Raw genomic sequence first — 23,688 nt, 5'->3', positions numbered from 1 at the left:
GTACATATCGCACGATAAAAAATGGGATGCCCGCGAACACGCATCCCATTTCCTCATACGTTTCTATTCTTCTATCGTCTTTTCCACATTTTTTCTAAAGGAAAAACCAAGATTTCTTCAAAATTAAATATCCATCGGCTCGATTTTCTCGTCCTGCATGAACTTCGCGAGCTTCTTGACACCGCGCATGACCTCGTAGTAACTCTCGGGCGTCAGCGACTGCGGGCCGTCGGAAAGTGCCTTCGCCGGATTCGGGTGCATCTCCATGATGAGCCCGTCTGCGCCTGCGGCGATCGAGGCGAACGCCATGGGGCGCACGAAGCGCCACTTGCCCGTGCCGTGGCTCGGATCGGCGATGATGGGAAGGTGCGACAGGTGCTTGATGGCGGCGACGGCGCTGAGATCGAGCGTGTTGCGCGTGTACGTCTCGTAGGTGCGGATGCCGCGCTCGCAGAAGATCACGTTCGGATTGCCCTCGTTCATGATGTACTCGGCGGCATTGAGCCATTCGTCGATCGTCGCCGCGAGGCCGCGCTTGAGCATGACGGGCTTCGTGCCGCGTCCGACCTCCTTCAAGAGGCGGAAGTTCTGCATGTTGCGCGCGCCGATCTGCAGGACGTCAGCATACTCGGAAACGAGTCCGACGTTCTCGACCTCCGTGACCTCGGTGACGACCTTGAGTCCCGTCTTCTCGCGCGCCTCGGCGAGGAGCTTCAAGCCTTCCTCTTCAAGACCTTGGAAGGAGTACGGCGATGTGCGCGGCTTGTAGGCGCCGCCGCGCAGGAACTCGGCGCCGCCCTTCTTGACGATCTCGGCAGCCTCCATGAGCTGCTCGCGCGACTCGACGGCGCACGGCCCCGCCATGACGACGGGCGTTCCCGCGCCGATCTTGACGCCGCCGACATCGACGACCGTCGGCATCGGATGGAACTCACGGCTCGCGAGCTTGTAGCTCTTGGAGATGGCAACGCTCTGCTCGACGCCCGCCATCGCGTCGATTGCCAAAGAGCCCATGCGGCGCTTGTCGCCGATGACGCCGACGATCTTCTGCTGTGCGCCCTCCATGATCTTCGCCTCAAGCCCCACGCCGTTGATTGCATGGATGACTTCCTTGATATTTTCCGCCGTTGCGTCCGGATTCATAATGATGACCATAAAGATGCTCCTTTCAAATTTGCAGCCGTCAGCACGGGAAACGCGCCGAGGGTGCGCAGCCAGATGCTCTTTTGGCGCACCGCTTCAACTGAAGCGGCAAGCCCAGCGGCATCCGCCTCCAACTCAAAGAAAAAGATATAAGCTCCAAGCTCCGTGCGCGCGGGGCGCGACTCAATGCGCAGCATGTTCACACCGCGCACGGCGAACTCCTGCAAAACCTCGCACAAGCTGCCCGCGCGCTTGCCGTCAATCTGGCAGATTACCAGGAGCTTCTCAGGCACAGGCTCATTCGAGAAACGAAGCGCCGGCGACTTTTTCCCCGCACGCTCAACGAGGAAGAAGCGCGTGCAGTTCGCCATCGTGTCCTGGATGTCCTCGGCCACGGGATAAAGGCCGTACAGTTCGCCCGCACGCGCCGTGCAGATGGCGGCACAGCCGTCCTCAGGACGGCTCAGCGCGACGAGGCGAGCCGCCTCCGCCGTCGAGGAGACTGCGACGAGGCGAGCCGCCGCATGGTGCTCCTTCAAGTAGGCGCGACACTGCGAGAGCGGCTGCGCATGAGAGATGATGCTTCGCACCTCGGTTTTCGGGTACTTCATCATCAGCTCGTTGCGCACGCCCCAGATGAGTTCCAAATTCAAGGCGAAGGCTTCGCTCGAACTCAAGGTGTCGAGCGTGATGTTCACCGAACCTTCGAGCGAATTTTCCACCGGCACGAGCGCCCCCTGCACCTGCCCCTCCTCCACCGCCGAAAGCGCCTGAAAGATGGCAGGAAAGGGCAGAAGCTCGCGCGGCTCATCGAGAAGCCCGTTCAAATGAAGCGCCGCCGCCTCACTGTGCGTACCCAGAGGGCCGAGAAAGCCCAACGTGTCCATTACCCGCCTCCTTCTCCACTCAGAAAGCACGGATAAATCCCGTGCCGCCTTACGAAAAAGCCCCCTTGAGCAAGGACGCCAAGGGGGCAGATTGCTGAAAACGCTTCTATATTATCACAGAAACGACAGCTTTGCAAGTTTACAGTTCACGAGTTTACAGTTTGTCTGTCGTGATTGTTCAGATGAGATTTCAAAGCAAATCCTCACGCCTTGCCGAAGTCTGACGATCGGCCCGCGCATTCGACCCGATGACTGTTCGAAGATTCATAGTGAATCCCGACGCATAATCTTCTCATAGGATTTACAGGGAGCAATGTTTCCTTACGATTTTATCCCGTACTGCGGCACATAGCGGATATAGATGCGCCCGTCCTCCCCTTCTTCCACTTTCGCGCATACTTCGTAGAGATCGCGGATGAACGCCTCCGTCAAAAGCTCGCGCGGCGTGCCAGCTCCAACGATGCGCCCCTTCTGTATGGCGATGAGACGATCGCAATAAAGCGCGGCGATGTTGAGGTCATGGATCGCCGCGACGACGGTGAGGTCGAGCCGCTTTACAATATCCATGATCTGCAACTGATACTTGATGTCCAGATGATTGGTCGGCTCGTCGAGGATCATGCACTCGGATTCCTGCGTCAGAGCACGCGCAAGAATCACGCGCTGCTGCTCTCCGCCCGAGAGACTTGAGAAGCTACGTTCTGCACAATCGTCCATGCCGACGGTACGAAGCGAGCGATGCGCGATCGCATAATCGTTCGCATTGTCACGGTCGAAAAGACGCTTGTGCGGCGAGCGCCCCATGAGCACGACGTCGAGCACGCTGAAGTCGAAGCTGTAGAAATTATGCTGCGCCACGACAGAGATCTGCTGTGCGGACTCTCGATAAGACATCTCATCGAGTGTGTGTCCGTTCAGTGTGATCGTCCCTGCGGTCGGCTTCTGTACGCGATAGAGGCATTTCAAAAACATACTCTTGCCGCTGCCGTTGGGGCCGATGATGCCGAGAAATTCCTTCGGCTTCAGATGAAAATCTAACCCCTTGAGGATCTCCTTGTTTCCGATGAAGAGTTTTACCGCCTCCGCGAGTATCTCCATATCACTGCCCTCCGAATCCATAGGTGCGCTTCACCATGAGGTAGATGAATGCGGGTGCGCCCACAAGTGCGATCAGGATGCCGATCGGCAGCTCCGTATGTGGAATGAGAACGCGGCAAAGCCCGTCGGCGACGACGAGGAAGATCGCGCCCACGAGAGCGCTCACGGGGATGAGGCGCCTATGATCGGTACCGACGAGCATCCGCACGACATGGGGAACAACCAGACCGACGAAGCCGATCATGCCCGCAGCAAAGACGGCGAAGCCGACGACGAGCGCACTGACGATCAGATAGCCTTGCCGATAGGCATGAAGATCGGTGCCGAGCGTGATCGCGGACGCATCGCCGAGCAGCATGAGGTTGAGAATACGGCTCTGCGACCAGAAGAAGAGAACCGCGAGCAGGGAAATGCCGCCGAGCAGCGCGATATGCTCCCACTTTGCTCCCGCGAGACTGCCCATCATCCAGTAGGTGATCGTCTGAATGCCCTCCTTGTCGTTGGCAAAATAGACAATGAAGCTCGAAAAGGCGCTGCACACAGCGCTGAGCGCCATGCCGCCGAGCAGCAGCTTCATCGCATTCGCACGTCCGCCGATGTTCGCGATGAATAAAACCGCGAGAGAAATGGAAAATGCGCCCAAAAATGCGGCGATGCCGACGGCATTTTCGCCGAGCGCCGCGCCGACGCCAAGCAGGATGGCGAAGGTCGCGCCAAGAGACGCGCCCGCCGAGATGCCGAGGATGTAAGGATCGGCGAGAGGATTCTTCACAATCGCCTGCATGATGACGCCGCAGGTGGCAAGGCCCGCGCCGATGATGGCGGCGAGCAAAAGGCGCGGCAGGCGAAGCAGCCAGACGATGTCATGGACAGGACCCTTGCCCGCCATGTCGATGGGCGTGCCGCTCTGTATTTGATCGAGAAGCGCAGCGGCGATCGCATCGGGCGGCAGATCGACCGTTCCGATGGAGAGCGCCCAGAAGAGTGCGCCAATGAGAAGCGCTGTGAGCAGGGCTAAGAGGGCAAGAAGCCCCGCGCGAGAAAAAAATGCTTGCATAGATTATTCTCCATATATCTCGGGATACAGCCCATGAGCAAAGATCGTGATGCCGTCGTAAGTGCGAATCCCCGCACTGTAGACCGCATAGAGCGGCGCCGTATAGATGCGTCTCTCTTTTACACAGACGAGCGAGCTAAGCGCCGGATTCTCATAGAGGCGTGCGAGGATCGCATCCTCGTTGCCATAGTCGTTTTCGATGACAACGAGAAAGATCGCGTCGGGGTTCAGCTCAATCATCTCTTCCATGCTGAGACTCGTGCCGTCCGCCGCCAGATGCTCGGCGCCGAGCGCCCGAAGCATATCGCCTGCGAGCGTATCTTTGCCATAGGTACGAATCTCCTTGCCCATAAGCTCGATGACGAGAGCGCGCGGACGTTTTTCTCGGTGGGCGGTCTTTTCAGCGACAAATGAGATTTCATGCTGCATCTCGCCGATGAGAGTCTCGGCACGATCTTCCCGTCCGAAGATGCGGCCGAGATTTCGGATGTCCTCGCACTCCTGCGCGATGGTTTTCATCTTTGTCATGCGTGCAGACGCCGGTGCGATGTAAGTGTGCACGCCGCGCCCCGCCCAAAACGTCGTAGAGCGCAGTACCTTCGGAGAGAAGGTGGACGCCCAGCCGACGATCAGATCAGGCTGCATCATGAGGATCGTCTCCACGTCGAGATGTTCGAGACTCGTGTAGGGGATCGCCTCGTATGCCGCTCGGTACTCCGGTCGGATGTATTTCGCGTCCGGCACCCCCATGCCTGCAACGATGCGATCGCCCACGCCGAGCGCGAGCAGCGTCTCGATCGAGTTCTGCCAGACGGCGACCACGCGCTCCGGCGGACGCTCGTAGACCTGCGCGATGGGGTCGCCCTTTTCGTTGATGTTCTCAATCGTGACGGGCGTATACGCTGCATCCGCCTGCTCCGCTGTGCCAAGACGCTGTGCATTTTCATCCTGCACCTTCACGATGGGACTGCAAGCCGTGAGCAGGAAAACGAGGCAGATGAGCAACAGATAGAAAACTTTCATCCTTCCTCCTATAAGAAAGGGACGCAGGACATTCCGCGAAAGAATAGCCTGCGTCTTTTCCTTTTCATGACCGAACGATCAGAACGTATAGCGTGCGCCGACCATGATGCTGCGGCCGGGCATGGCTGAACTGCCGATGCCGTTCCATGAGTTGTACGAGGTCTGATACGCCTCATTCGTCAGATTGTTTATAGTAAGGTACCCTGTGAGATCGGGGGTGAAGCTGTAGTTGAAATTCCAGTCAAGGACGAGGAACTGACTGTCCGTGAACGCTGTCGGACTGCATCCCGTATACCAGTTCATCAAGAGTCCCGTATAGATCTTCCCCTTCTCATAGGAGAGATTGAGCGCATAGTGATTTTGCGGACGCAGACGATTGATCTGCGTATTGATGTCGCTGCCGCTTTGGTAGCCCCAGTTCGGGTCGAGCACCCAGCCGGGCTTCGCCATCCACTTGTCCTCCATGTGGGTGTAGGATGCGCTCATCGAGAAATGCTTGTCAAAAGCATGGTCGAACGTGATGTTGAACGACTTCTTGTCCTCGCGTGCATTGACCGCCGTACTGGAAAAATCGGCATCATCATTATTCCAAATCGGCAGCGTCGCAATCGCATTGCTCATGCGCGTCCAGTCATAGTGAACGGCAAGTGCGGTATGCTGAGAGAACTCCTTGCGCACGCCGAGTGTCCACGCATCGCCGCGCTCATCTTTCAACGGGGTCTCAAATACGCCGTCTACTTTTGTGTAGTCGCCCTGGCGCAGCGGACGGAGAATCTTCGTCCAGCCGAAATATGTGCTGAGGGTATCGTCAAATACGTATTCTGTGTTGAGTGCATAGGTGAAGATGTTCGTCTTTCCTTTTCCCTGCACATCGTCCCCTGCAGTAGACGACTCATAGCCTGAGTAGTAGCTGTAGCGGAGTGCGGGAGTAAGATCCCAGTTCGGGGTGATGTGAATCTTGTCCTGCACATAGGCAAGGACAGAGTCGCGAGCCGTATGCGATTCCGTGACTCTTCCATTGTTCCGAATGCTTTTCGCATAGTTCTTCGCCTTGTCATAAGTAACGCTCGCGATGACATCGTTCTTGCCTATGGCTCTTGCGTACTGCACTTGAAGACCGTGGTTTTCTTCCTCGTACCAGCTGGTCGGCTCAGGCGCTTTGCCGCCCGTTTTTTCGAGCCATTCCTGCACCTTTGCCGGATCGCCGCCCGGGAAAGGCGCGAGATGATCGCTGATCCACTGCTTGAGCTGCTCTTTCGTTGCACCTGTCGGGAATTGTGTGCGATAGTCTTGAACAAGATCTTTGCGTTTCTTATCGCCCCAGACATACTTATCGCGGTTGGAGTAACGGTGGTTTTGATGATAGAGCCGAACGAAGCTCTCCATACGATTGTCCTTGTCGAACGTCCACTTCAACTCCCAATCGTTGTGCCTAAAGCGGCTGAACGAATTGTACACCTTGCCATCAAGTGCGTAGAGGTTCGCATAGCCGGGGTTGCGCGCATCGCCGGCAAGCGTGCGTGCCGGTTCCCAGTTTCCCGTATTTGGGTTGATGCCCCCTTTGAGGGCGTTATTCGAGTCCAGCTGACCGACGGCAGCGCCAAAAATGATGCGTTCCCAGTCGTCCTGATTCCAATACTTGAGACGCGGCGTTGAGATCGGATAGCCGTCTTTGCCGCTCTTGTGGTTGTACCAGAACTTGATACTCTGCTCATCGGTCAGATCCTTGTCGATGCGGATATTGACCGCATCTTCCGCCCAGTGCGAGCCGCCGAGCGTGCCGATCTTGCCCGTTTCGCCATCGACGTATTCCGTATCGCCGCTCAACGTGCGCGTCACCGTGCCGAAATAGCGGAAGGTAGGATTCTCATCGATGGTACCCGATAGCGTCAGCGAATAATTATGTTTGCTCCACGAGCCGGTCGAAAGATCGAGTGTTCCCTTACGTTCGACCGTTCCCTTGCGCGTGATGATGTTGATGACGCCGCCCGTCGCATCCGGTCCATACGCCGATGCGCCGGGACCTTTGATGACCTCGATCTTATCGACGCTCTCGATGCCGAGCAGCTGGTCGAGATTGACGCCTGTGGACTTACTGCCCTTGGTGCTATTGTAACCGATGCGCGTACTCGTAAGGTTGTCCACGCGCCGCCCATCGATGAGGATGACGACACGCGAGTCTCCGTTGATGAGCACGCCGTTGTTGTAGAACTGATATCCATACTCACCGCCGCGGTAGCCTGGGTTCTGGAACGTCACGCCCGGGATGCGCTTGATCGCCTCCGTGAGATCCGCGTAGTGACGCTTCTCGATCTCCTCGCGCGTGATGACCTTGACATCACCGCCCGTACGGTAGTAGGATTGCTCCGTCACCGTGTCGCCGAACTGGTTGATCGTCTGTTCCGCCGTGACTTCGATGCTGTCCAGCGTATAGAATTGCAGATTTTCGTCATGCCCTGCGTGAGCGGGATTTTGCCCCCCCCATGTGGACAATAATCCGGCAAGAATCGCGCATGTGAGGTGTCGCTTTTTCATTTCTTTCATTTCCTCCTTGATGAGCGTACGCCCTTCCTTTTTCCTGCAACGCCTATCCGGCATTGCTGAAAAACTGCATAAAATGCACGCACAAACGTCCAATTTATGAACATTGTGCGCCGCCCTTCATGAAAGTTCGCCAATCCGTCTGCGCCCTTTAGGCTTGACTTCTTGGATTTTCATAATAAAAAAAGCTTTCTCCACGAAGAAAGCCGCTATATCATCCCGATATCGTAGTCGGCTCCCCTTCCCATCTCTCGTGGATCTGCGGGGCGCACAAAACAGGCAGTTCTCCTGGCTCGGAATCCTCGCGCGGCTGCGCCTTCCCAGAGATGGCTCCCCAGTGACCGGATGTTCATCCATGCAGCTTTGCTCTTCCTTACAGTGGCGGGACCGCTCCGGCATTTGACCGGATTCTCTTTTAGAAAACATAGAGAAAAGCACCGTGTTTTCGGTACAGCGTTTTCTATGCGTCCTAAAGCGTTGTTCAGCACCTGTTTTTTTATGCAATTTTTATTCGCATCTCATTCTATAAGAACTTTCATCTTTTGTCAACGATAGAATAGAGTAATAATTTAAATGAGATTTAATCCCATCGACAGTGTGCCGATGGGATTAAATCTCGTTTGAAAAGGAACGATTTGCTTTTCACGAAAAATTCTAAAGGATGACTTCCATCTCAGTCCTTAAAGAGCTCTGTCGAAAGATAGCGGTCGCCCGTGTCGGGCAGGAGAGCTACGATCGTCTTGCCCTTCGCCTCGGGACGGCGCGCAATCTCGACGGCGGCGGCAAGAGCAGCGCCCGACGAGATGCCGACGAGCGCCCCTTCCGTGCGCGCGAACTCCCTGCCGTAGCGGAAAGAGTCGTCGTTCGACACCGTGATGACCTCATCGTACACGCTCGTATTGAGCGTCTCGGGCACGAAGCCTGCACCGATGCCCTGAATCTTGTGCGGACCGGCCTTGCCTTCACTGAGAACAGGCGAATTCTCCGGCTCGATGGCGATGACCTTCACGTTCGGATTCTTGCTCTTCAAGTATTCTCCGACGCCCGTCACCGTGCCGCCCGTGCCGACGCCCGCAAGAAAATAGTCGACCTTGCCTTCCGTCGCCTCCCAGATTTCAGGCCCCGTCGTCCTCTTGTGCACGGCGGGGTTAGCAGGATTCGTGAATTGCGACGGAATGTAGGCGTTCGGCGTTTCCTTCGCAAGTTCCTCTGCCTTCTCGATCGCGCCCTTCATGCCTTTCGCGCCGTCCGTCAGGACGATCTCTGCGCCGTACGCCTTCAAGAGGTTGCGCCGCTCGACGCTCATCGTCTCGGGCATCGTGAGAATGGCACGGTAGCCGCGCGCCGCTGCGACGCTCGCGAGGCCGATCCCCGTGTTGCCGCTCGTCGGCTCAATGATGACAGAGCCGGGCTTCAAATCGCCGTTTTTCTCCGCCTCCTCGACCATCGCCTGCGCGATGCGATCCTTGACGCTGCCCGCGGGATTGAAGTACTCAAGCTTCGCGAGGATCGTCGCCTCGATGCCATGCTTCGCGCTGAAATTCTTCGCGTGCAGGAGCGGCGTGCCGCCGATGAGTTCCGTAATGCTTTCGTATATTTTTGCCATGATATGTCCTCCTCAAAATTCAATATATGTAATTCATATCTGTTTGATATGTTATATACTACATCGTTTTTCCTAGCGTGTCAATAGGCTTTTTGAAAAATTGTTCGCAGCGGCGAATCTTTACACTCGCCAACCGCACAGTCACAATCCCGAAGCTCTGCAGGGCTGCCTCTTCTGATGCACCTTATGAAGGAAACACGAATAAATGCAGCGCTTCCCTAAGAAATCGCACGGCAGAAAACATATTTCATCGCTATGTAATTGACAAATTCGCGATTTCCCTATAGAATAAATACATAGATAAACTGTATGAAAAGAGGTATACCCTTATGAAAATTTCCGCCAAAGGGCGCTACGGACTGGCTGCCATGGCGTTCCTCGCGCGAATCGGCCAGGCGAACAGCCCGACGACGATCCTCACGATCTCCGAGAATCTAGGCATATCCAAAATCTACCTGGAGCAGGTATTCTCCCTTCTGAAGCACGCGCGTCTCGTGACCTCAAGCAAAGGGTCGCAGGGCGGCTACCATCTCGCTCGCGCGGCGCAGGAGATCACGGCATGGGACGTGCTCGCTGCCATCGAACTGCCGCTGACGGAAAAGGCAGGTCCTGCGACGGGAGATGCACAGGAGGATCTTGAGCAAGCGTTGGCGAGCTGCGTCTACGACCCTCTGGACGCCGCCATACGAAAATCGCTTCAAGGAGTGAACCTCTGCGCCATCCTCGAAGAGGCTGACCGACAAAAGTCCAAGGAAAATATCATGTATTTTATCTAGGCGCAAAGATTTCATTTTCCACTCAAGGATATTCGGTATTCCTCCGTCATTTCATTTCCTTTATCTTCCATTATTTTTGGGACTTTTCAGCGGGAAACAGAAAAACCTTGCAATTTTCGTCCGATGGTGTATAATGGGCAAGGAATTCGGAAGGATGATATTTCGTTCTTCCCGTCTTGTTTCGAGGAAGTCCTTCAAATGGATTTCCGGTACGGTTGCAACACCGCTGGAGGGATTTTTATGACGATTGACAATGTCACCGTCATCATCGAGAGCGGCGCTCTTTCTGCTAAGGAAGCGGAGCGCTACATCCGTAAAATCCAAAGGCACTCGAAAGGTCGCACGCTCAAGCGTGTTTCATTCAAGCTGGCTGACGGGCATTTGGATTTGCGCTATGCATTCGAGGGCATCCCCTTCGAGCGCATCCGCCGCATCTCGCATGAGACGCCAAAAGAGCGCAAGGCTGTCTGACCACCGCCGAATCGCACATAATGAAAAGCCGCTGTCGAGGAAACCCGACAGCGGCTTTTCATTATGTGCAGTTCCTGAACGCCAGGGGTCGCTCAGTCGTCCACGCCGACCATGACGGAAGTCGCCTTAATGACGGCATAGGCTTCCTTGCCGATCACAAGGCCAAGCCGCTCGACGGACCCCATACTGATGGTCGCCGTGACGACGTTGCCGCCTGCGATCTCGATGCCAACGATGGCATTGACCGCACCTTTCTCGATGGATACGACCTTGCCCTTGAACTGATTTCTTGCACTGAGCTTCATTTTCTCACTTCTCCTTCACAAATAGACAAAATCCTTCCCTCTGCTAAAAGAGCGCAGTCAATGCAGTGGTCAGACCGAAGACGATTCCTGGAGAGTTGGCAATGACGATCGGCCAATCGCGCTGCTGCTTGAAGAAGCCGTACGCCACCCAGATCGTGCAGTTGATGAACGCGACGAACGGCTGAATCCAATCGCCCGGATGTCCGGACAGATTGCCGATGATCTGCGGGATATAGGAGACATACATGCACACGGACAGAATGGATCCGATCGTTCCGACGACCTTCATCTTATCCTGCACGGCGCTCTTCCCGAGATTGGCAGCCTTCTTCTCCACATGCTCTGACTCGGATTCCATTTTTTTCAACGATGTTTCCATAGGATGAACTTCCTTCCTAAAATAATACAAGCATCACCACTTCGCTCATACTAAGAAAATTCCCGCCAAAAGTCAAGAGGCAATCTCAAAATCCTTCCTTTTGCATTTTATCTAAGCTAGCGTGGAAATCCAAGAACTCAAGCCGAAGGCGCAGACCGATTGGCAAACTTTCCTCAACCGAAAATGACCTGATGCACGCCAATCTCCTCGATCAGACCCACCTCATCCACCGTGAAACTCACGTTTCTCGCCTCATCAAACCAATATACATGCTTCGAACCGATCACCTCGCCCCTGCCGTACATCGCTTCGACCTCCTCAAAGGCGTCTCCGATGCAAAAGCCCGACGGTGTACGGAACTCCGTACTCCTGCATTCGATGAAAACGATGGGTGCCTCGTCCGGCGGGCGCTTGTCACTCTTCTGCATCTCGCCGCAGAACGTGATGCCAGGGTATTTGTAATATACAAGACGCAAGGATTCGATCGCTTTTTCCTCCTCGTCGAAGCCGCTGCCCAAAAAATCCTCGACATATTGAAGCGGCATTCCGACGCCAAACTCGATCACGCCCGCCCCGTCCCCGCCTACGGCGTCACAGAGCAGCCCCCATTCGGAATCAGGCATCGTATGTGCGCTCGCCGTACCACCGGCAAAGACAAGAGCAACGAGCAGCAGCGCACCACAGAAAATGGTCTGGAACAGATGTTTCATTTTTCAAAACCTCCTTGATGATGCCATCGCCAGAAACAGTGTCAAAAGCAGCTCCTGCCGCTCTGCTTCACGGCTGAACATATGTCCTGAAAGTTTATACATCGCCCGCTATAATAGTGATTTTCGTGATGCGATCCGCATCATCGACGCTGAAACTCACGCTTCGGTAGGACGGAAGCGTATAGATGCGCTCACCCGGGGCATATTCCGACACTTCGCCCTCGCCGTACATTGCCACGACGTCCGCATAGTTGCCGCCGACGCGAAAGCCCGACGGCGTATGGAAGTACGGGCTTTGGCACGCGATGCTTCTGACCGGGATCTCACCTGTCGGCCGCGAATCGTTCCTGCCGACAGTCGCACCGAATACGATGTTGCCATACGTATAGCGCACGATGCGAAACTCATAACGTTTATCCTGCAATTCAAAATCGCTGCCCAAGACAGCCTCGACCTCGTCGAGCGACATGCCGCATTGGAATTCGACCGTGATATCCATGCTCCCTTGCGCACGCGGATAGAGAAGCACCGCCTCGGAATCAGGCATCGTATGCGCACTCGCGACGCTGCCCGCAAGGACGCTGCCTGCGAGCATCAAAGCACAGGCGAAAAAGAACCGGAACACATTTTTCATTTTTCTAAGCTCCTCCTTGTTTCCCAAAAGGTTTCGAGCAACCTTCCTTCGCTCGCTTCATATTATATATTATACTATAGGAACGTCTCTTTGTGACCCGTATAAAATGACCTATCAGAGAAATTTCCTCAAAGAAAACAAACGCCCATTCCTCACGAATCCGTTCTTGACTAACTCTGTAACATCGCATATAATAGGGAAAGTTATCGTGCTGTGCACGTTTTCGAAGAATTTTGGAGGGGATTTTCATGATTTTCAGCAAGAAGAGCCTGCGGCTCGCCTGCGCCGTTCTCGGAGCGACGCTCTTGGGCAGCGTCTTTGCAGGCTGCGGCTCGAAGGAGTCGGGCGATACGATCAAGGTCGGCGCGAACTTCGAGCTTACGGGCAACGTCGCGAACTACGGCAACGCTACGATTGAGGGCCTGCAGCTCGCAATCGACGAGGCGAATGAGGCCGGCGGCATCAATGGCAAGAAGATCGAGCTTGTTTCCGTCGACGACAAGTCGGAAGCGGCGGAGTCGATCAATGCGGCGACGAAGCTCATCTCCGACGACGACGTCAAGGTCATCGTCGGCCCTGCGACAACGGGCCTCGTGCTCGCCGAAACGCAGACGGCGACGGACGCGAAGGTGCCGATCATCGCACCGTGCGCGACGAGTCCCGAGGCGACAGTGGAAAACGGCAAGGTCAAGCCCTACGTCTTCCGCAGCTGCTTCATCGACCCGCAGCAGGGCGAAGTGATGGCAACCTTCGCCGCGAAGGAGCTCAAGGCGAAGACGGCAGTCATCTACGTCGACAACAGCTCGGACTACTCGAAGAACCTCGCGAAGGTGTTCAAGGAGAAGTTCGAAGCGGCGGGCGGCAAGGTCGTCATGGAAGAAGCCTTCCTGCAGAAGGATCAGGACTTCAAGGCGACGCTCACGAAGCTCAAGACGGCGAACGCTGACGTCATGTTCGTGCCCGCTTACTACGAGGAAGTCGGCAAGATCGTCAAGCAGGCGCGTGAGATGGGCATCAATTCTGCGATCCTCGGCACGGACGGCTGGGACGACACGAAGGTCGTCGACATCGCCGGCGCGGACGCGCTGAACAACACCTTCTTCAGCACGCATTACTCGGAGAAGGACGCCGAGGTGCAGGGCTTCATCGAAGCGTACAAGAAGAAGTACAACCGTGCACCGAACGTCTTCGCGGCTCTCGGCTATGATGCGGGCAAGATGCTCGTCGATGCTCTGAAGCGTGCAGGCAGCGGCGATACGGAAAAGATTCGCGAGGCGCTTGAGGCGACGAAGGATCTCAAGGTCGGTACGGGAACCATCTCTATGGATAAGAACCACAACCCGATCAAGACGGCGGTCATCCTTGAGATGAAGAACGGCGAAAAGGAACTCAAGGCGAAGATTGCGCCGGAGGGGAACTGATTCCACTTCCATGCAAGGGAAAAGGCCGCAGAGATGCGGCCTTTTCTATACTTTGATGAAAATTTCGTTTCACAAAAGAAAGGAGAAATCATGGAGCTTTCGGAGCAAATCGCCCAGCAGCTCATCAACGGCGTGTCGCTCGGCAGCATCTACGCCTTGATCGCGCTCGGCTATACCATGGTCTATGGTATCATCAAGCTCATCAACTTCGCGCACGGCGACATCTACATGGTCGGCGCATATCTCGGCTTCTTCGCCGTGACGAACCTCGGGCTTCCCATCGTGCCCGCACTCATCCTCGCGATGATCATCACGGGACTCTTGGGCATCGTCATCGAGAAGCTCGCGTACAAGCCGCTGCGCCATGCGCCGCGCATCTCAGCGCTGATCTCGGCAATCGGCGTCTCGCTCTTTTTGGAGTACGCGATGATGTACTTCGTCTCGCCGACGCCGCGCACCTTCCCGCCGCTCTTTCAGGACGTGGCCTTCAGCGTCGGCTCTCTCGTCATCAACGGACAGCAGATGCTCATCTTGGGCATCACATGCTTCCTCATGGTCGTCCTGACCTACATCGTGCAGTACACGAAGATCGGCAAGGCGATGCGCGCCGCGTCCTATGATACCGAAACGGCGCAGCTCATGGGCATCAATGCCGACCGCGTGATCTCCTTCACGTTCTGGATCGGCTCATCGCTTGCGGCTGTCGCGGGCGTGCTCGTCGGCGTCTACTACAACTCGATCGACCCCCTCATGGGCATCATGCCCGGCATCAAGGCATTCGTCGCCGCGGTGCTCGGCGGCATCGGTATCCTGCCGGGTGCTGTCGCAGGCGGGCTCATCCTCGGCATCGTCGAGGCGTTCGTCTCGGGCTTCGTTTCCTCGACGTTCCGCGATGCGGCGGCCTTCGCCATCCTGATCCTCGTCCTCCTCTTCAAACCTGCGGGGCTTTTCGGCAAGAACACCCGCGAGAAAGTGTAGGTGCGGCATGAATTTACGCAAGCAGGATCTCATCTTCTTCCTCTTCGGGCTCATCCTCTTTGCCGTTCTTCAGGGACTGATCACAGGGCGCGTCATCGGCTCTTTCTGGCAGCTGAACCTCCTGTTCCTCGGCATCAACATCATCCTGACGGCGAGCCTCAACCTCATCAACGGCTATACGGGACAGTTCTCGCTCGGCCATGCGGGATTCATGGCGGTCGGCGCCTATGCCGCCGCCATTCTGACGACGAACTTTCATGTGCCGTTTCCCCTCGCGCTCCTCGCAGGCGCAATCGCTGCGGCCTTCCTCGGCGTGCTCATCGGCCTGCCGACGCTGCGCCTTCGCGGCGACTACCTCGCCATTGCCACCTTGGGCCTCGGTGAAATCATCCGCGTCGTGCTCATCAACATCGACTACGTCGGCGGTGCCGCGGGCTTCAAGGGCATCGCGCGCGACACCAACTTCGCATGGGTCTTCTTCGCCGTGTTCGTCACCTTGTTCTTCATCAAGAACTTCGTGAACTCCACGCACGGCCGCGCCTGCATCGCGATCCGAGAGGACGAGATCGCCGCCGAGGCCATGGGCATCCCAACGACGCGCTACAAGGTCATGGCGTTCGCCATCGGCGCAGGATTCGCAGGGCTCGGCGGCGGGCTCTTCGCGCATACGCTGACGTATCTGAACCCGACGTCTTTCACCTTCATGCAGTCCTTTTTCTTCCTCATCATGGTCGTCTTGGGCGGCATGGGCTCTCTGACCGGCTCTGTCGTCGGCGCGTTCTTCGTCACGATCCTGCAGGCGGCGCTCGCAAGCTGGCCCGAATTTCGCATGATCATCTTCGCCGTCGCCCTGATCCTCTTCATGCTCTACCGCCCCAAGGGAATCTTCGGCTATGTGGAACTCACGGCGTTCGGCCCGTTGAAGCGCATCTTCGGCAAAGGAGGTCAGGCGAATGGCTGAATTACTGAAAGCGGACGGACTCGCGCAAGTCTTCGGCGGCCTGCGCGCCGTGTCAAACTTCAACATGGTCATCGAAAAGGGCGAACTCATCGGTCTCATCGGGCCGAACGGCGCGGGCAAGACGACGGCGTTCAACATGATCACGGGCGTCTACCGTCCGACCGAAGGCGAGCTTACCTTCAACGGCAAGAGCATCGTCGGCAAGAAGCCCAGCGAGATCACGGCACGCGGCATCGCACGCACCTTCCAGAACATCCGCCTTTTCTCCGAGCTAAGCGTCCTTGAAAACGTCAAGATCGCCTACCACACGCGCACGAAGTACACGGTCGCCGAAGCCGTGCTTCGCCTTGGCAGGTATTTCAAAGAAGAGCGCGAAATAGAAGAGAAGGCGATGAAGCTTCTCGCCATCTTCCACCTCGAAAAGCAGGCGCACGAACTCGCGAAAAACCTGCCCTACGGCGCACAGCGGCGCCTTGAGATCGCGCGGGCTCTCGCCGCGAAGCCCAAGCTCCTCCTCTTGGATGAGCCGGCGGCCGGCATGAATCCGCAAGAGACGCAGGAACTCATGGAAATGATCCGTTGGATCAAGAAGGAATTCGGCTTGACGATCCTCCTCATCGAGCACGACATGAGCCTCGTCATGGGAATCTGCGAGCGCATCTACGTCCTCGAATACGGCGAAATCATCGCCGAGGGCACACCGAAAGAAATCAAGGAAAATCCCGAAGTCATTCGTGCCTATCTCGGCGGGGAGGCGTAAAGATGGCAGAAATCATGCTGAAAATCGACAACATCCACGTCTACTACGGCGCGATCCACGCGCTGAAGGGTGTGAGCCTCGAAGTCAAGGCGGGCGAGATCGTCACGCTCATCGGCGCGAACGGCGCGGGAAAGTCCACGACGCTGCGCACGGTGTCGGGACTGCTCGCGCCCAAGAGCGGCGGCATCTCCTTCCTCGGGGAAAACATCGCGGGCATGCCCGCGCACGAGATCGTCAAGCACGGCATCTCACAGGTGCCTGAAGGGCGGCGCATCTTCGCTGAGATGAGCGTGCAGGAAAACTTGGAGATGGGCGCTTTCACGCGCAAGGACAAGGCGGGGGTAGAAAAAGACTTCGAGATCGTCTACAACCGCTTCCCGCGCCTCAAGGAACGCCGCAAGCAGCAGGCGGGCACGCTCTCGGGCGGCGAGCAGCAAATGCTCGCGATGGGGCGCGCCCTCATGAGCCGCCCGAAGCTCCTCCTCTTGGACGAGCCGTCGATGGGCCTTGCGCCGCTCCTCATCAAGGAGATCTTCTCCATCATCGAGGACATCAACCGCGAGGGCACGACCGTCCTCCTCGTCGAGCAGAACGCCAACATGGCGCTTTCCATCGCGCACCGCGCCTACGTCATGGAAACGGGCAGGATCACGCTCCAAGGCGCGGCAAAGGAGCTCGCAGCGAGCGAAGATGTGCGAAAAGCCTATTTGGGCGGCTGAAACAGAGGAAAATCCGTTATCCGCGCTTCCTAAAGAAAGGATGCTGACAATGTTTGTAGCAAACCGCATGGCAAAAAATCCCTTCACCGTCACGCCGGACACGAAGGTCTCGGCCGCGAAGGATTTGATGAAGAAGCACCGCTTCCGCCGCCTGCCCGTCGTCGATGAAGACGGCAAGCTCGTCGGCTTCTTGAGCGACCGCGACATCATGCGCGTCTCGCCGTCGCCCGCGACGACGCTCTCGCGCTACGAGATCACCTCGCTCCTGGCGAAAATGTGCATCGGCGAAATCATGCAGAAGGAGGTCGTCTCCGTCAAGGATGACGCGACCATCGAGGAAGCCGCGCTCATCATGTACAACCACAAGATCGGCGGCCTGCCCGTCGTGTCGAGCGTCGGCGCCGTCGTCGGCGTCATCACGGAAACCGACATCTTCAAGACCTTCGTCGACGTCATGGGGCTGACGCACGGCAAGACGCGCTTCACCATCGCCGACGTCGGCGACAAGGTCGGCGTCGTGCGCGACCTCGGCGGCATCATCGCCGACTGCGGCTGCAACATCGACAGCCTCGTCACCTGCCAGCAGGACGACGGCAGCTACGAAATCGTCGTGCGCTTCGACACGACGGACAGCGAAGCCGTGAAGAAGAAGCTCGAAGAAAACGGCTTCCACGTATCGCATGTCGTGAAGATCGGCTGATTGGGCAACAGCTCGTATGCGAACCATCAGGGTCTTGATGCACGAAAACCCGCCTGCCTTTAGATTCGGCGGCGGGTTTTCTTATGCATACAATTCCCATTCCGGTTCACTTTCCCGCCGGCATCAGGATGATCTGCACGGGCAGGTTCGACGCGCCCGGCGGCGACAGCTCGAAGCTCGGCTGCACGGAGCTGTGGTAGCTGCCGAGGTCGGACAGCTCTGCGGCGACCTTCAGGCGATCCTTGCCTGTGAGGCGTGCGGCGCGGTCAGCATCGCTGTCAGGCGGTATGGCGTCACCGAAGAAGAGCCTGCCGCCCGGCGTTTCCAAGAGGCTTGAGCCGTGACCGAAGTCGACGCTCATCGCGCCCGCATAGACGCCGCCCAACGGCGTCAGATAGTACTGCGTCGCCTCGCGTCCCGTCGTCGGGATCTGGATGCGGTAGAGCACGCCGTAGTTGCCGACGTTCGTCACCGTGCTGCCGTCCGTCGCGTCGACGCCCGTGCGGAAGACGTCCTGACGATTGTCGCCGATCGGGATGTAGACGACGCCGTCCTTGTCGGGATTGTACGGCTTGCTGCTGATCACGCGGTTCATGCCCTGGAACGTGCCGCGCAGGCGCTGCTCATCCTTCGGCAGGACGCGTGCGCGGGAGATGAATTTCAGCGGATCGGCGGTCGCCGGATACATGAGAACGGAAACTTTGACAGGGCCGTCGGCGTGAAAATCGTAGACACCGTAGACGAGCTGCCCCGGCTCAAGCGCCGTATGATTCATCTCCGGCTCCAAAAGCCGCTTCGTGCCGCGCTGCACATAGAGCATATCATCGCGCTTCGTCTGGAAGTAGGCGAGCTGCGTACCCTTGCCCACCTCCAGGTAGTCGCTGCTCGGACGGCTCGCACCGCCGCGCGTGACGCGAACGACGACGGAGGAATCCCCCTCGTTCTGCAGCACGACGGCAACCTTCTTGCGCACGCTCGTGTTATTCAGATGATAGTAGAGGATGCGCGCATCGCCCGCAACGGTGTCCTCATAGAGGATGCCGTCTTCTGTCACGTATTCGGGGCTGTCGGAAAAGAGCAGTGTGCCGCCCGTGTCCTCGGTCTCGACGTTCCACTCGCGCATGGCACGCTGCGCCTCGTTGAAGCGCAGCGCACCCGGCAGGCCTGTGCCGAAGTTCAGACGCACGCTGTACGGCTCCGCTTCCTGCTGCACTCTCCGTCCCAAGAGGCGCGTTCCCTGCGGCTCATGCACGGCGCGCGCCTCGTCCGTCGTGACGCGCGTCGTGGAAGCCTCGTCCATTCCGTGACGCTCCGCTCCAGCCGGAGGATTCGTCACGCCCATGCTCGCGAGCGTCGCAAAAAAGCACGCCGCAATCCTTGCCTTCCATCGTTTCATCTTGTCGAAAACCCCTTTTTCCTCTACCCACATAAGATAATTCCTCAAAACTTCCACTTGGCGAAGCAGCACGAAGCATTCGCCGCACGCCTAGTGCTGCAAATGCTGGTTGATGCCGAAGATGCTGAAAAGCTCCGCCTTCAAGATGCGCAGGCGAAACTCCGTGAGGCCGAAGCGCGGTCGCGGGATGTTGACACGCTGCAGGAACATCGGATCGGTCTGGAACGTGTTGAACCCCGCATCGCCCGTGACTGCCGTCAGATAATTGCTGTCGCGCAGAAGCCTGGCGATCTCTTCATTGCAGCTGCCGTTCGGGTAGGAGAAGCTGAACACCGTCTTGATGCCGTTCCACTCCATGAGCAGCTTCGACAAGCGCACCTGATCCTCTTGCTCGGCGCGGGACATGCCGACGAGCGGCAGATGGTCGGCCGTGTGGCAGCCGATCTCAATGCCGCGCTGCTGCATGTCGCGCAGTTCGTCCCACGTCAGATAGCCCTTCTTGCCGATGAAATTCGTGACCACGTAGACCTCGCCCTTCATCCCGCGCTCTTCGAGGAGCGGCAGCGCCTGCGTGTAATTGTCCTCGTAGCCGTCATCGAAGGTGACGATCACAGGCTTTTCGGGAAGATTTCCCTTCCCCTTCGCCGCCTTGGAAAATTCCAGCATGGTGATCGTCTCGTAGCCCTCGGCCTTCAAATAGTCGAGCTGCGCGGCAAATTCCTCCGTCGGCACATAGTAGCGTTCCACCAATGCCCCCTCGGGATCGTCCACGCGGTCGGCGATATGGTGATACTCCAGGACGAGCACGCCCTGCGCCGGATGAAAATGCGCGTAAACGGCGAGCGAGAAAACGACGAGCAGAACGATTCCTGCCGCATACAAGATCATGCGCTTTGCCATCTCAGATTCCTCCTTCCTGCCCGTCCGCCAAGGAGACGAGCTTTCGCAGCCGGTGATTGACGCCCGATTTTCCTATGCCCAAAAGCCCCGCAAGCTCTGCGAGCGTCGCCGTCGGATGTTCCATGCGCACCTCTGCCGTCTTTCGGAGTCCCGCAGAAAGCCCCGCGACGGCATCCGCCGCCTCCAGTGCGCGAATCGCCGCGATCTGTCTGCCGGCGGCATCGACCGACTTCTGTACGTTCGCCGTCTCGCAGTTCACGAGGCGGTTGACCTGATTCTTGACTTCCTTCAAGTTGCGCGTGACCTCGAATGCCTCAGCTGCCTTCTCCGCACCGAGCAGAGAGAAAAAATCAATGATGGCGTCGCTTTCCTTCAGGTAGACGACGTAGCTTTCCTTGCGGTCGGTCAGCCCCGCCGGATACCCCATCGTGCGAAGGAGCGAGAGCAGAAGCTCCGCAAAGGAATAGCTCCCCGTCACCAATTCCAGATGATAGCCGGATTCCGGGCGGCTGACGCTGCCGCCGCCCAAGAAGGCGCCGCGCAAGTACGCCTGACGGCAGCACGCCCTCTTGAGGAGCGCGCTGTCCGTGCCCATGTTGAGCGCTGAGCCGCGCATGAGACCCATGCGCTCCATGAGGGCGGCGACCTCGCGCGACGGCAGGACATGCACGCGATAGCTGTTGTTCTTCTTCAGGCGGCGCGAGCGGCTGACCGTCAATTCCGTATGGACGCCCGCCGAACCTTTGAGGAGCATCAAGGCCTTGCGCGCGACCGCAGCGTTCTCCGTCGTAAACGCGAGTCCGACGGCGCGCTTCGCCCCGAGCGTCAGGACGGCGCCCATGCGCAGGAGCGCCGCCAGTTCTGCCGTGCGGCAGCACGCCTTGCGCCCGAGGGGACGCGCGAGATCGTTCTTCACCTCAGCTGAAAACGATGGCTGCGCCATAGGAGTCCCTCCTCACTTGCCGATGCCGGGATGCAGTTTGTACGCCATCTTCATCACGCTCTTCATGAGCTTTTCCGGATCGTGATGCGCGACATCGTCGTCATTCACGAGGTCGGCCTTGACGACGCCGATGCCGAGCGCGTTGACGGCATCCTCATCGATCGCCACGGGTTCGATGCCCTCCTTCTCCAAAAGCTGCGCCGTCCCGTACGGCAGCGGCGTCGCATTGACGAGCATGTAGTCGATCGCGCCCCTGCCCGCATGATCGAGAATCGCCCGGGCGTGCATAGAAGCCGTGTAGCCGTCCGTTTCGCCCGGCTGCGTCAGCACGTTGCATATATAAATCTTCAGGGCGCGGCTCTTTTTGAGCGCCTCCGCCACGCCGTCGACGAGGAGATTCGGCATGATGCTCGTGTAGAGACTGCCGGGGCCGAGGATCACGACGTCCGCCTCGCGGATCGCCGCAAGCGCCGACTCCACAGGCTCGACGCGCTCGGGAAAGAGCTTCACGCGCCGGATGTGCTTGTGCACCTCGGGGATATGCGACTCGCCCTCGACGAGGGTGCCGTCCTCCATGACCGCATCGAGCCGTACATGCGCCGTTGATGCCGGAAGCACGCGCCCCTTGACGGCGAGAACCTTCGACGACTTCTTCAGCGCCTCTTCCATGTCGCCCGTGACCTCCGCCATGGCGGCGATGAAGAGGTTGCCGAAGCTGTGTCCCTTGAGTTCCGTACCGCTCTGAAAGCGATACTGGAAGAGCTTTTCCATCAGAGGCTCCGTATCGGCGAGCGCGACGAGACAGTTCCTGAGATCGCCCGGCGGGATGATGCCGAGTTCCTCGCGCAGCCTTCCCGAAGAGCCGCCGTCGTCGGCGACCGTCACTACCGCCGTCACATTGCTCGTCGCCTGCTTGATGCCGCGAAGGAGCACGGAAAGCCCGTGTCCGCCGCCGATGACCGTGACCTGCGGCCCCTTGTCGAGGCGGCGCTTCTCGTAGATGATGTCGACGAGCTTTTCCGAGCTGTCGGGCAGGAGCACGCTGATGACGGAGCGTATGACGAAGCGCGTCGCAAAGAGCATCAGGGCGAGCCCTAAGACGACGATGACGAGACCGACGATCGTCGTGATCACATAATCGAAACTTCCGCGCCACAGGTAGACGGCACGGAAGATTGCCTCCTCGATGATGTCGAGATACTTGTAGTTGAAGACGAGGGCAAGACCCAGACTGACCATCATGACGCCCGCGCCGAACACGAGCATCCAACGCTTGAAATGCATGCCCGGATAAAGCCATTTCAATAAGTGCATTCTTTTGATCGACCCTTTCCTAAACAAGGCGGTGCAAAACGTCGCCCATCTATTCGGGCAGCTCCTTCGGATGCTCGGCGACCTCGTTCTTCATGAGATCGCGATGCTCAAGCTCCACTTGGAAGCCGCGCGCCGTCAAGAAACGATAGATATGGCAGGCGATGTAGACGCTCCGATGCATGCCGCCCGTGCAGCCGATGGCGATGACGAACTGCGGCTTTCCCTCCTTGATGTACTGCGGCATGAGGAAATCGAGCATGGCGTCGAGCTTTTCCTCGAACTCCTGCGTCACGGGCCACTTGCCGATGTATTCGGCGACCTCCGGGACGGCGCCGCTCTTTCTGCGCAGTTCCTCGATGTAGAAGGGATTCGGCAGGAAGCGCACGTCGAGCACCATGTCCGCGTCCAGGGGCATGCCAAACTTGAAGCCGAAGGACAGGACATTGATGCTCATCTTGTGCCCGTCCTCGCTGCCGAAGAGCCGCCAGATCTTCTCTTTGAGATCGACCTTCTTGAGCTGCGACGTGTCGATGATGTACGTCGCCTTGTTGCGCACGGATTCCAAGCGGCGGCGCTCCTTCTGGATGCCGTCGGAAATGCGCGCGTTCGCCGCCATCGGATGGCGGCGGCGCGTCTCCTTGTAGCGGCGGATGATCGTCTCGTCAGAGGCTTCCATGAAAAGCATCTCGTAGGGCGTACCCGCCTGATCCATCTCTTCGAGCACATGCACGAAGGTGTCGAAGAACTCGCGCCCGCGCGTGTCCACGACGAGCACGACGCGGCTCACATGTCCGGCCGAATGGCGGCAAAGCTCGGCAAACTTCGGGATGAACACCGGCGGCAGATTGTCCACCACGAAATAGCCGAGGTCTTCCAAAAAGCGGCACGCCTGCGTCTTGCCGCTGCCCGAAAGCCCCGTCACGATGATAAATTTGAAATCCTTCTCTTTCGTCATGCTCTCCACTC

The 23,688-nt window shown here is 57.7% G+C and carries 24 protein-coding genes and 1 riboswitch; of the genes, 8 read left to right on the top strand and 16 right to left on the bottom strand.

The annotated features are described in order from the left end of the window. Positions 1-123 precede the first annotated feature (123 nt). From aroF to cysK, 7 genes are all read right to left on the bottom strand, one after another. A complete protein-coding gene (gene aroF / locus SELSP_RS02450) occupies positions 124-1,155 on the bottom strand; it encodes a 3-deoxy-7-phosphoheptulonate synthase (RefSeq protein WP_006193531.1) in 1,032 nt (343 codons plus the stop codon). Beyond that, positions 1,140-2,030 carry a prephenate dehydratase gene (gene pheA, locus SELSP_RS02445; RefSeq protein ID WP_006193532.1) on the bottom strand — a complete coding sequence of 297 codons (891 nt, stop codon included), beginning with the start codon at positions 2,028-2,030 and terminating at the stop codon, positions 1,140-1,142. The genes aroF and pheA overlap by 16 nt, the downstream gene beginning before the upstream one ends. A gap of 321 nt (positions 2,031-2,351) precedes the next feature. Next, positions 2,352-3,128, bottom strand: coding sequence for an ABC transporter ATP-binding protein (locus SELSP_RS02440; protein ID WP_013740596.1), 777 nt, complete (start codon positions 3,126-3,128; stop codon positions 2,352-2,354). 1 nt (position 3,129) lies between these two features. Next, positions 3,130-4,185 carry a FecCD family ABC transporter permease gene (locus SELSP_RS02435; protein ID WP_006193535.1) on the bottom strand — a complete coding sequence of 352 codons (1,056 nt, stop codon included), beginning with the start codon at positions 4,183-4,185 and terminating at the stop codon, positions 3,130-3,132. A gap of 3 nt (positions 4,186-4,188) precedes the next feature. Then, entirely contained in the window at positions 4,189-5,208 is a 1,020-nt protein-coding gene (locus SELSP_RS02430) for an ABC transporter substrate-binding protein (protein ID WP_006193536.1), read from the bottom strand. A 78-nt stretch (positions 5,209-5,286) separates the two neighbouring features. Beyond that, a complete protein-coding gene (locus tag SELSP_RS02425; RefSeq protein ID WP_013740595.1) occupies positions 5,287-7,743 on the bottom strand; it encodes a TonB-dependent receptor domain-containing protein in 2,457 nt (818 codons plus the stop codon). Between the two features lie 267 nt (positions 7,744-8,010). After that, positions 8,011-8,207, bottom strand: a riboswitch (cobalamin riboswitch). A 215-nt stretch (positions 8,208-8,422) separates the two neighbouring features. Then, positions 8,423-9,355, bottom strand: coding sequence for a cysteine synthase A (gene cysK, locus SELSP_RS02415; RefSeq protein ID WP_006193540.1), 933 nt, complete (start codon positions 9,353-9,355; stop codon positions 8,423-8,425). Between the two features lie 329 nt (positions 9,356-9,684). Between cysK and SELSP_RS02410 the strand changes: the two genes are divergently transcribed. Together SELSP_RS02410 and SELSP_RS02405 are read left to right on the top strand one after the other, a co-directional pair. Next, positions 9,685-10,131, top strand: a complete 447-nt coding sequence (locus SELSP_RS02410; RefSeq protein WP_006193543.1) for an RrF2 family transcriptional regulator — start codon at positions 9,685-9,687, stop codon at positions 10,129-10,131. Positions 10,132-10,371: 240 nt separating this feature from the next. Further along, positions 10,372-10,602 carry a hypothetical protein gene (locus tag SELSP_RS02405; RefSeq protein WP_013740594.1) on the top strand — a complete coding sequence of 77 codons (231 nt, stop codon included), beginning with the start codon at positions 10,372-10,374 and terminating at the stop codon, positions 10,600-10,602. Positions 10,603-10,694: 92 nt separating this feature from the next. On the opposite strand, the gene SELSP_RS02400 is transcribed toward SELSP_RS02405, so the two are convergent. The 4 genes from SELSP_RS02400 to SELSP_RS02385 all read right to left on the bottom strand — a co-directional run bounded on the left by SELSP_RS02400 (position 10,695) and on the right by SELSP_RS02385 (position 12,630). Further along, entirely contained in the window at positions 10,695-10,907 is a 213-nt protein-coding gene (locus SELSP_RS02400; protein ID WP_006193548.1) for a TOBE domain-containing protein, read from the bottom strand. A gap of 43 nt (positions 10,908-10,950) precedes the next feature. Next, on the bottom strand, positions 10,951-11,265 hold the full coding sequence (locus SELSP_RS02395) for an SWEET family sugar transporter (protein WP_233275187.1): 315 nt from the start codon (positions 11,263-11,265) through the stop codon (positions 10,951-10,953). Positions 11,266-11,459: 194 nt separating this feature from the next. Further along, positions 11,460-11,996: a hypothetical protein gene (locus SELSP_RS02390; protein ID WP_006193550.1), complete on the bottom strand. Its 537-nt coding sequence runs from the start codon at positions 11,994-11,996 to the stop codon at positions 11,460-11,462. Between the two features lie 94 nt (positions 11,997-12,090). Further along, on the bottom strand, positions 12,091-12,630 hold the full coding sequence (locus SELSP_RS02385) for a hypothetical protein (protein WP_006193551.1): 540 nt from the start codon (positions 12,628-12,630) through the stop codon (positions 12,091-12,093). Between the two features lie 248 nt (positions 12,631-12,878). Here SELSP_RS02385 and SELSP_RS02380 point away from each other — a divergent pair, with 248 nt between their 5' ends. From SELSP_RS02380 to SELSP_RS02355, 6 genes are all read left to right on the top strand, one after another. After that, positions 12,879-14,051, top strand: a complete 1,173-nt coding sequence (locus tag SELSP_RS02380; protein ID WP_006193553.1) for an ABC transporter substrate-binding protein — start codon at positions 12,879-12,881, stop codon at positions 14,049-14,051. Between the two features lie 90 nt (positions 14,052-14,141). After that, the gene (locus SELSP_RS02375; RefSeq protein ID WP_013740593.1) at positions 14,142-15,029 is read left to right on the top strand and encodes a branched-chain amino acid ABC transporter permease; all 888 of its coding nucleotides are present in this window, start codon (positions 14,142-14,144) and stop codon (positions 15,027-15,029) included. Between the two features lie 7 nt (positions 15,030-15,036). Continuing rightward, complete coding sequence (locus SELSP_RS02370) at positions 15,037-15,990, top strand: branched-chain amino acid ABC transporter permease (protein ID WP_006193555.1); 954 nt, start codon at positions 15,037-15,039, stop codon at positions 15,988-15,990. Beyond that, positions 15,983-16,750 carry an ABC transporter ATP-binding protein gene (locus tag SELSP_RS02365; protein WP_006193556.1) on the top strand — a complete coding sequence of 256 codons (768 nt, stop codon included), beginning with the start codon at positions 15,983-15,985 and terminating at the stop codon, positions 16,748-16,750. The genes SELSP_RS02370 and SELSP_RS02365 overlap by 8 nt, the downstream gene beginning before the upstream one ends. 2 nt (positions 16,751-16,752) lie before the next feature. Next, complete coding sequence (locus tag SELSP_RS02360; RefSeq protein ID WP_006193557.1) at positions 16,753-17,469, top strand: ABC transporter ATP-binding protein; 717 nt, start codon at positions 16,753-16,755, stop codon at positions 17,467-17,469. 49 nt (positions 17,470-17,518) lie between these two features. Beyond that, positions 17,519-18,169 (top strand): CBS and ACT domain-containing protein, encoded by a 651-nt coding sequence (locus tag SELSP_RS02355; protein ID WP_009647098.1) that lies wholly within the window; start codon positions 17,519-17,521, stop codon positions 18,167-18,169. Positions 18,170-18,275: 106 nt separating this feature from the next. Here SELSP_RS02355 and SELSP_RS02350 read toward each other — a convergent pair whose 3' ends face one another. From SELSP_RS02350 to rapZ, 5 genes are read right to left on the bottom strand one after another with little or no spacing between them, the layout of a single operon-like run. Then, a complete protein-coding gene (locus tag SELSP_RS02350; RefSeq protein ID WP_006193559.1) occupies positions 18,276-19,598 on the bottom strand; it encodes a hypothetical protein in 1,323 nt (440 codons plus the stop codon). Positions 19,599-19,655: 57 nt separating this feature from the next. Next, positions 19,656-20,465, bottom strand: a complete 810-nt coding sequence (locus SELSP_RS02345; RefSeq protein ID WP_006193560.1) for a polysaccharide deacetylase family protein — start codon at positions 20,463-20,465, stop codon at positions 19,656-19,658. 1 nt (position 20,466) lies between these two features. Further along, on the bottom strand, positions 20,467-21,408 hold the full coding sequence (gene whiA, locus SELSP_RS02340; protein ID WP_006193561.1) for a DNA-binding protein WhiA: 942 nt from the start codon (positions 21,406-21,408) through the stop codon (positions 20,467-20,469). A 12-nt stretch (positions 21,409-21,420) separates the two neighbouring features. After that, positions 21,421-22,722 carry a gluconeogenesis factor YvcK family protein gene (locus SELSP_RS02335; RefSeq protein ID WP_006193562.1) on the bottom strand — a complete coding sequence of 434 codons (1,302 nt, stop codon included), beginning with the start codon at positions 22,720-22,722 and terminating at the stop codon, positions 21,421-21,423. Positions 22,723-22,771: 49 nt separating this feature from the next. Continuing rightward, positions 22,772-23,677: an RNase adapter RapZ gene (gene rapZ, locus SELSP_RS02330; RefSeq protein WP_006193563.1), complete on the bottom strand. Its 906-nt coding sequence runs from the start codon at positions 23,675-23,677 to the stop codon at positions 22,772-22,774. Positions 23,678-23,688: the final 11 nt, after the last annotated feature.

It is taken from the genome of Selenomonas sputigena ATCC 35185 (assembly GCF_000208405.1).
GTDB classification, from domain to species: Bacteria; Bacillota; Negativicutes; order Selenomonadales; family Selenomonadaceae; genus Selenomonas; species Selenomonas sputigena.
Note: the sequence above shows the minus strand (reverse complement) of the source record. Positions and strands in the feature narration are given on the sequence as shown.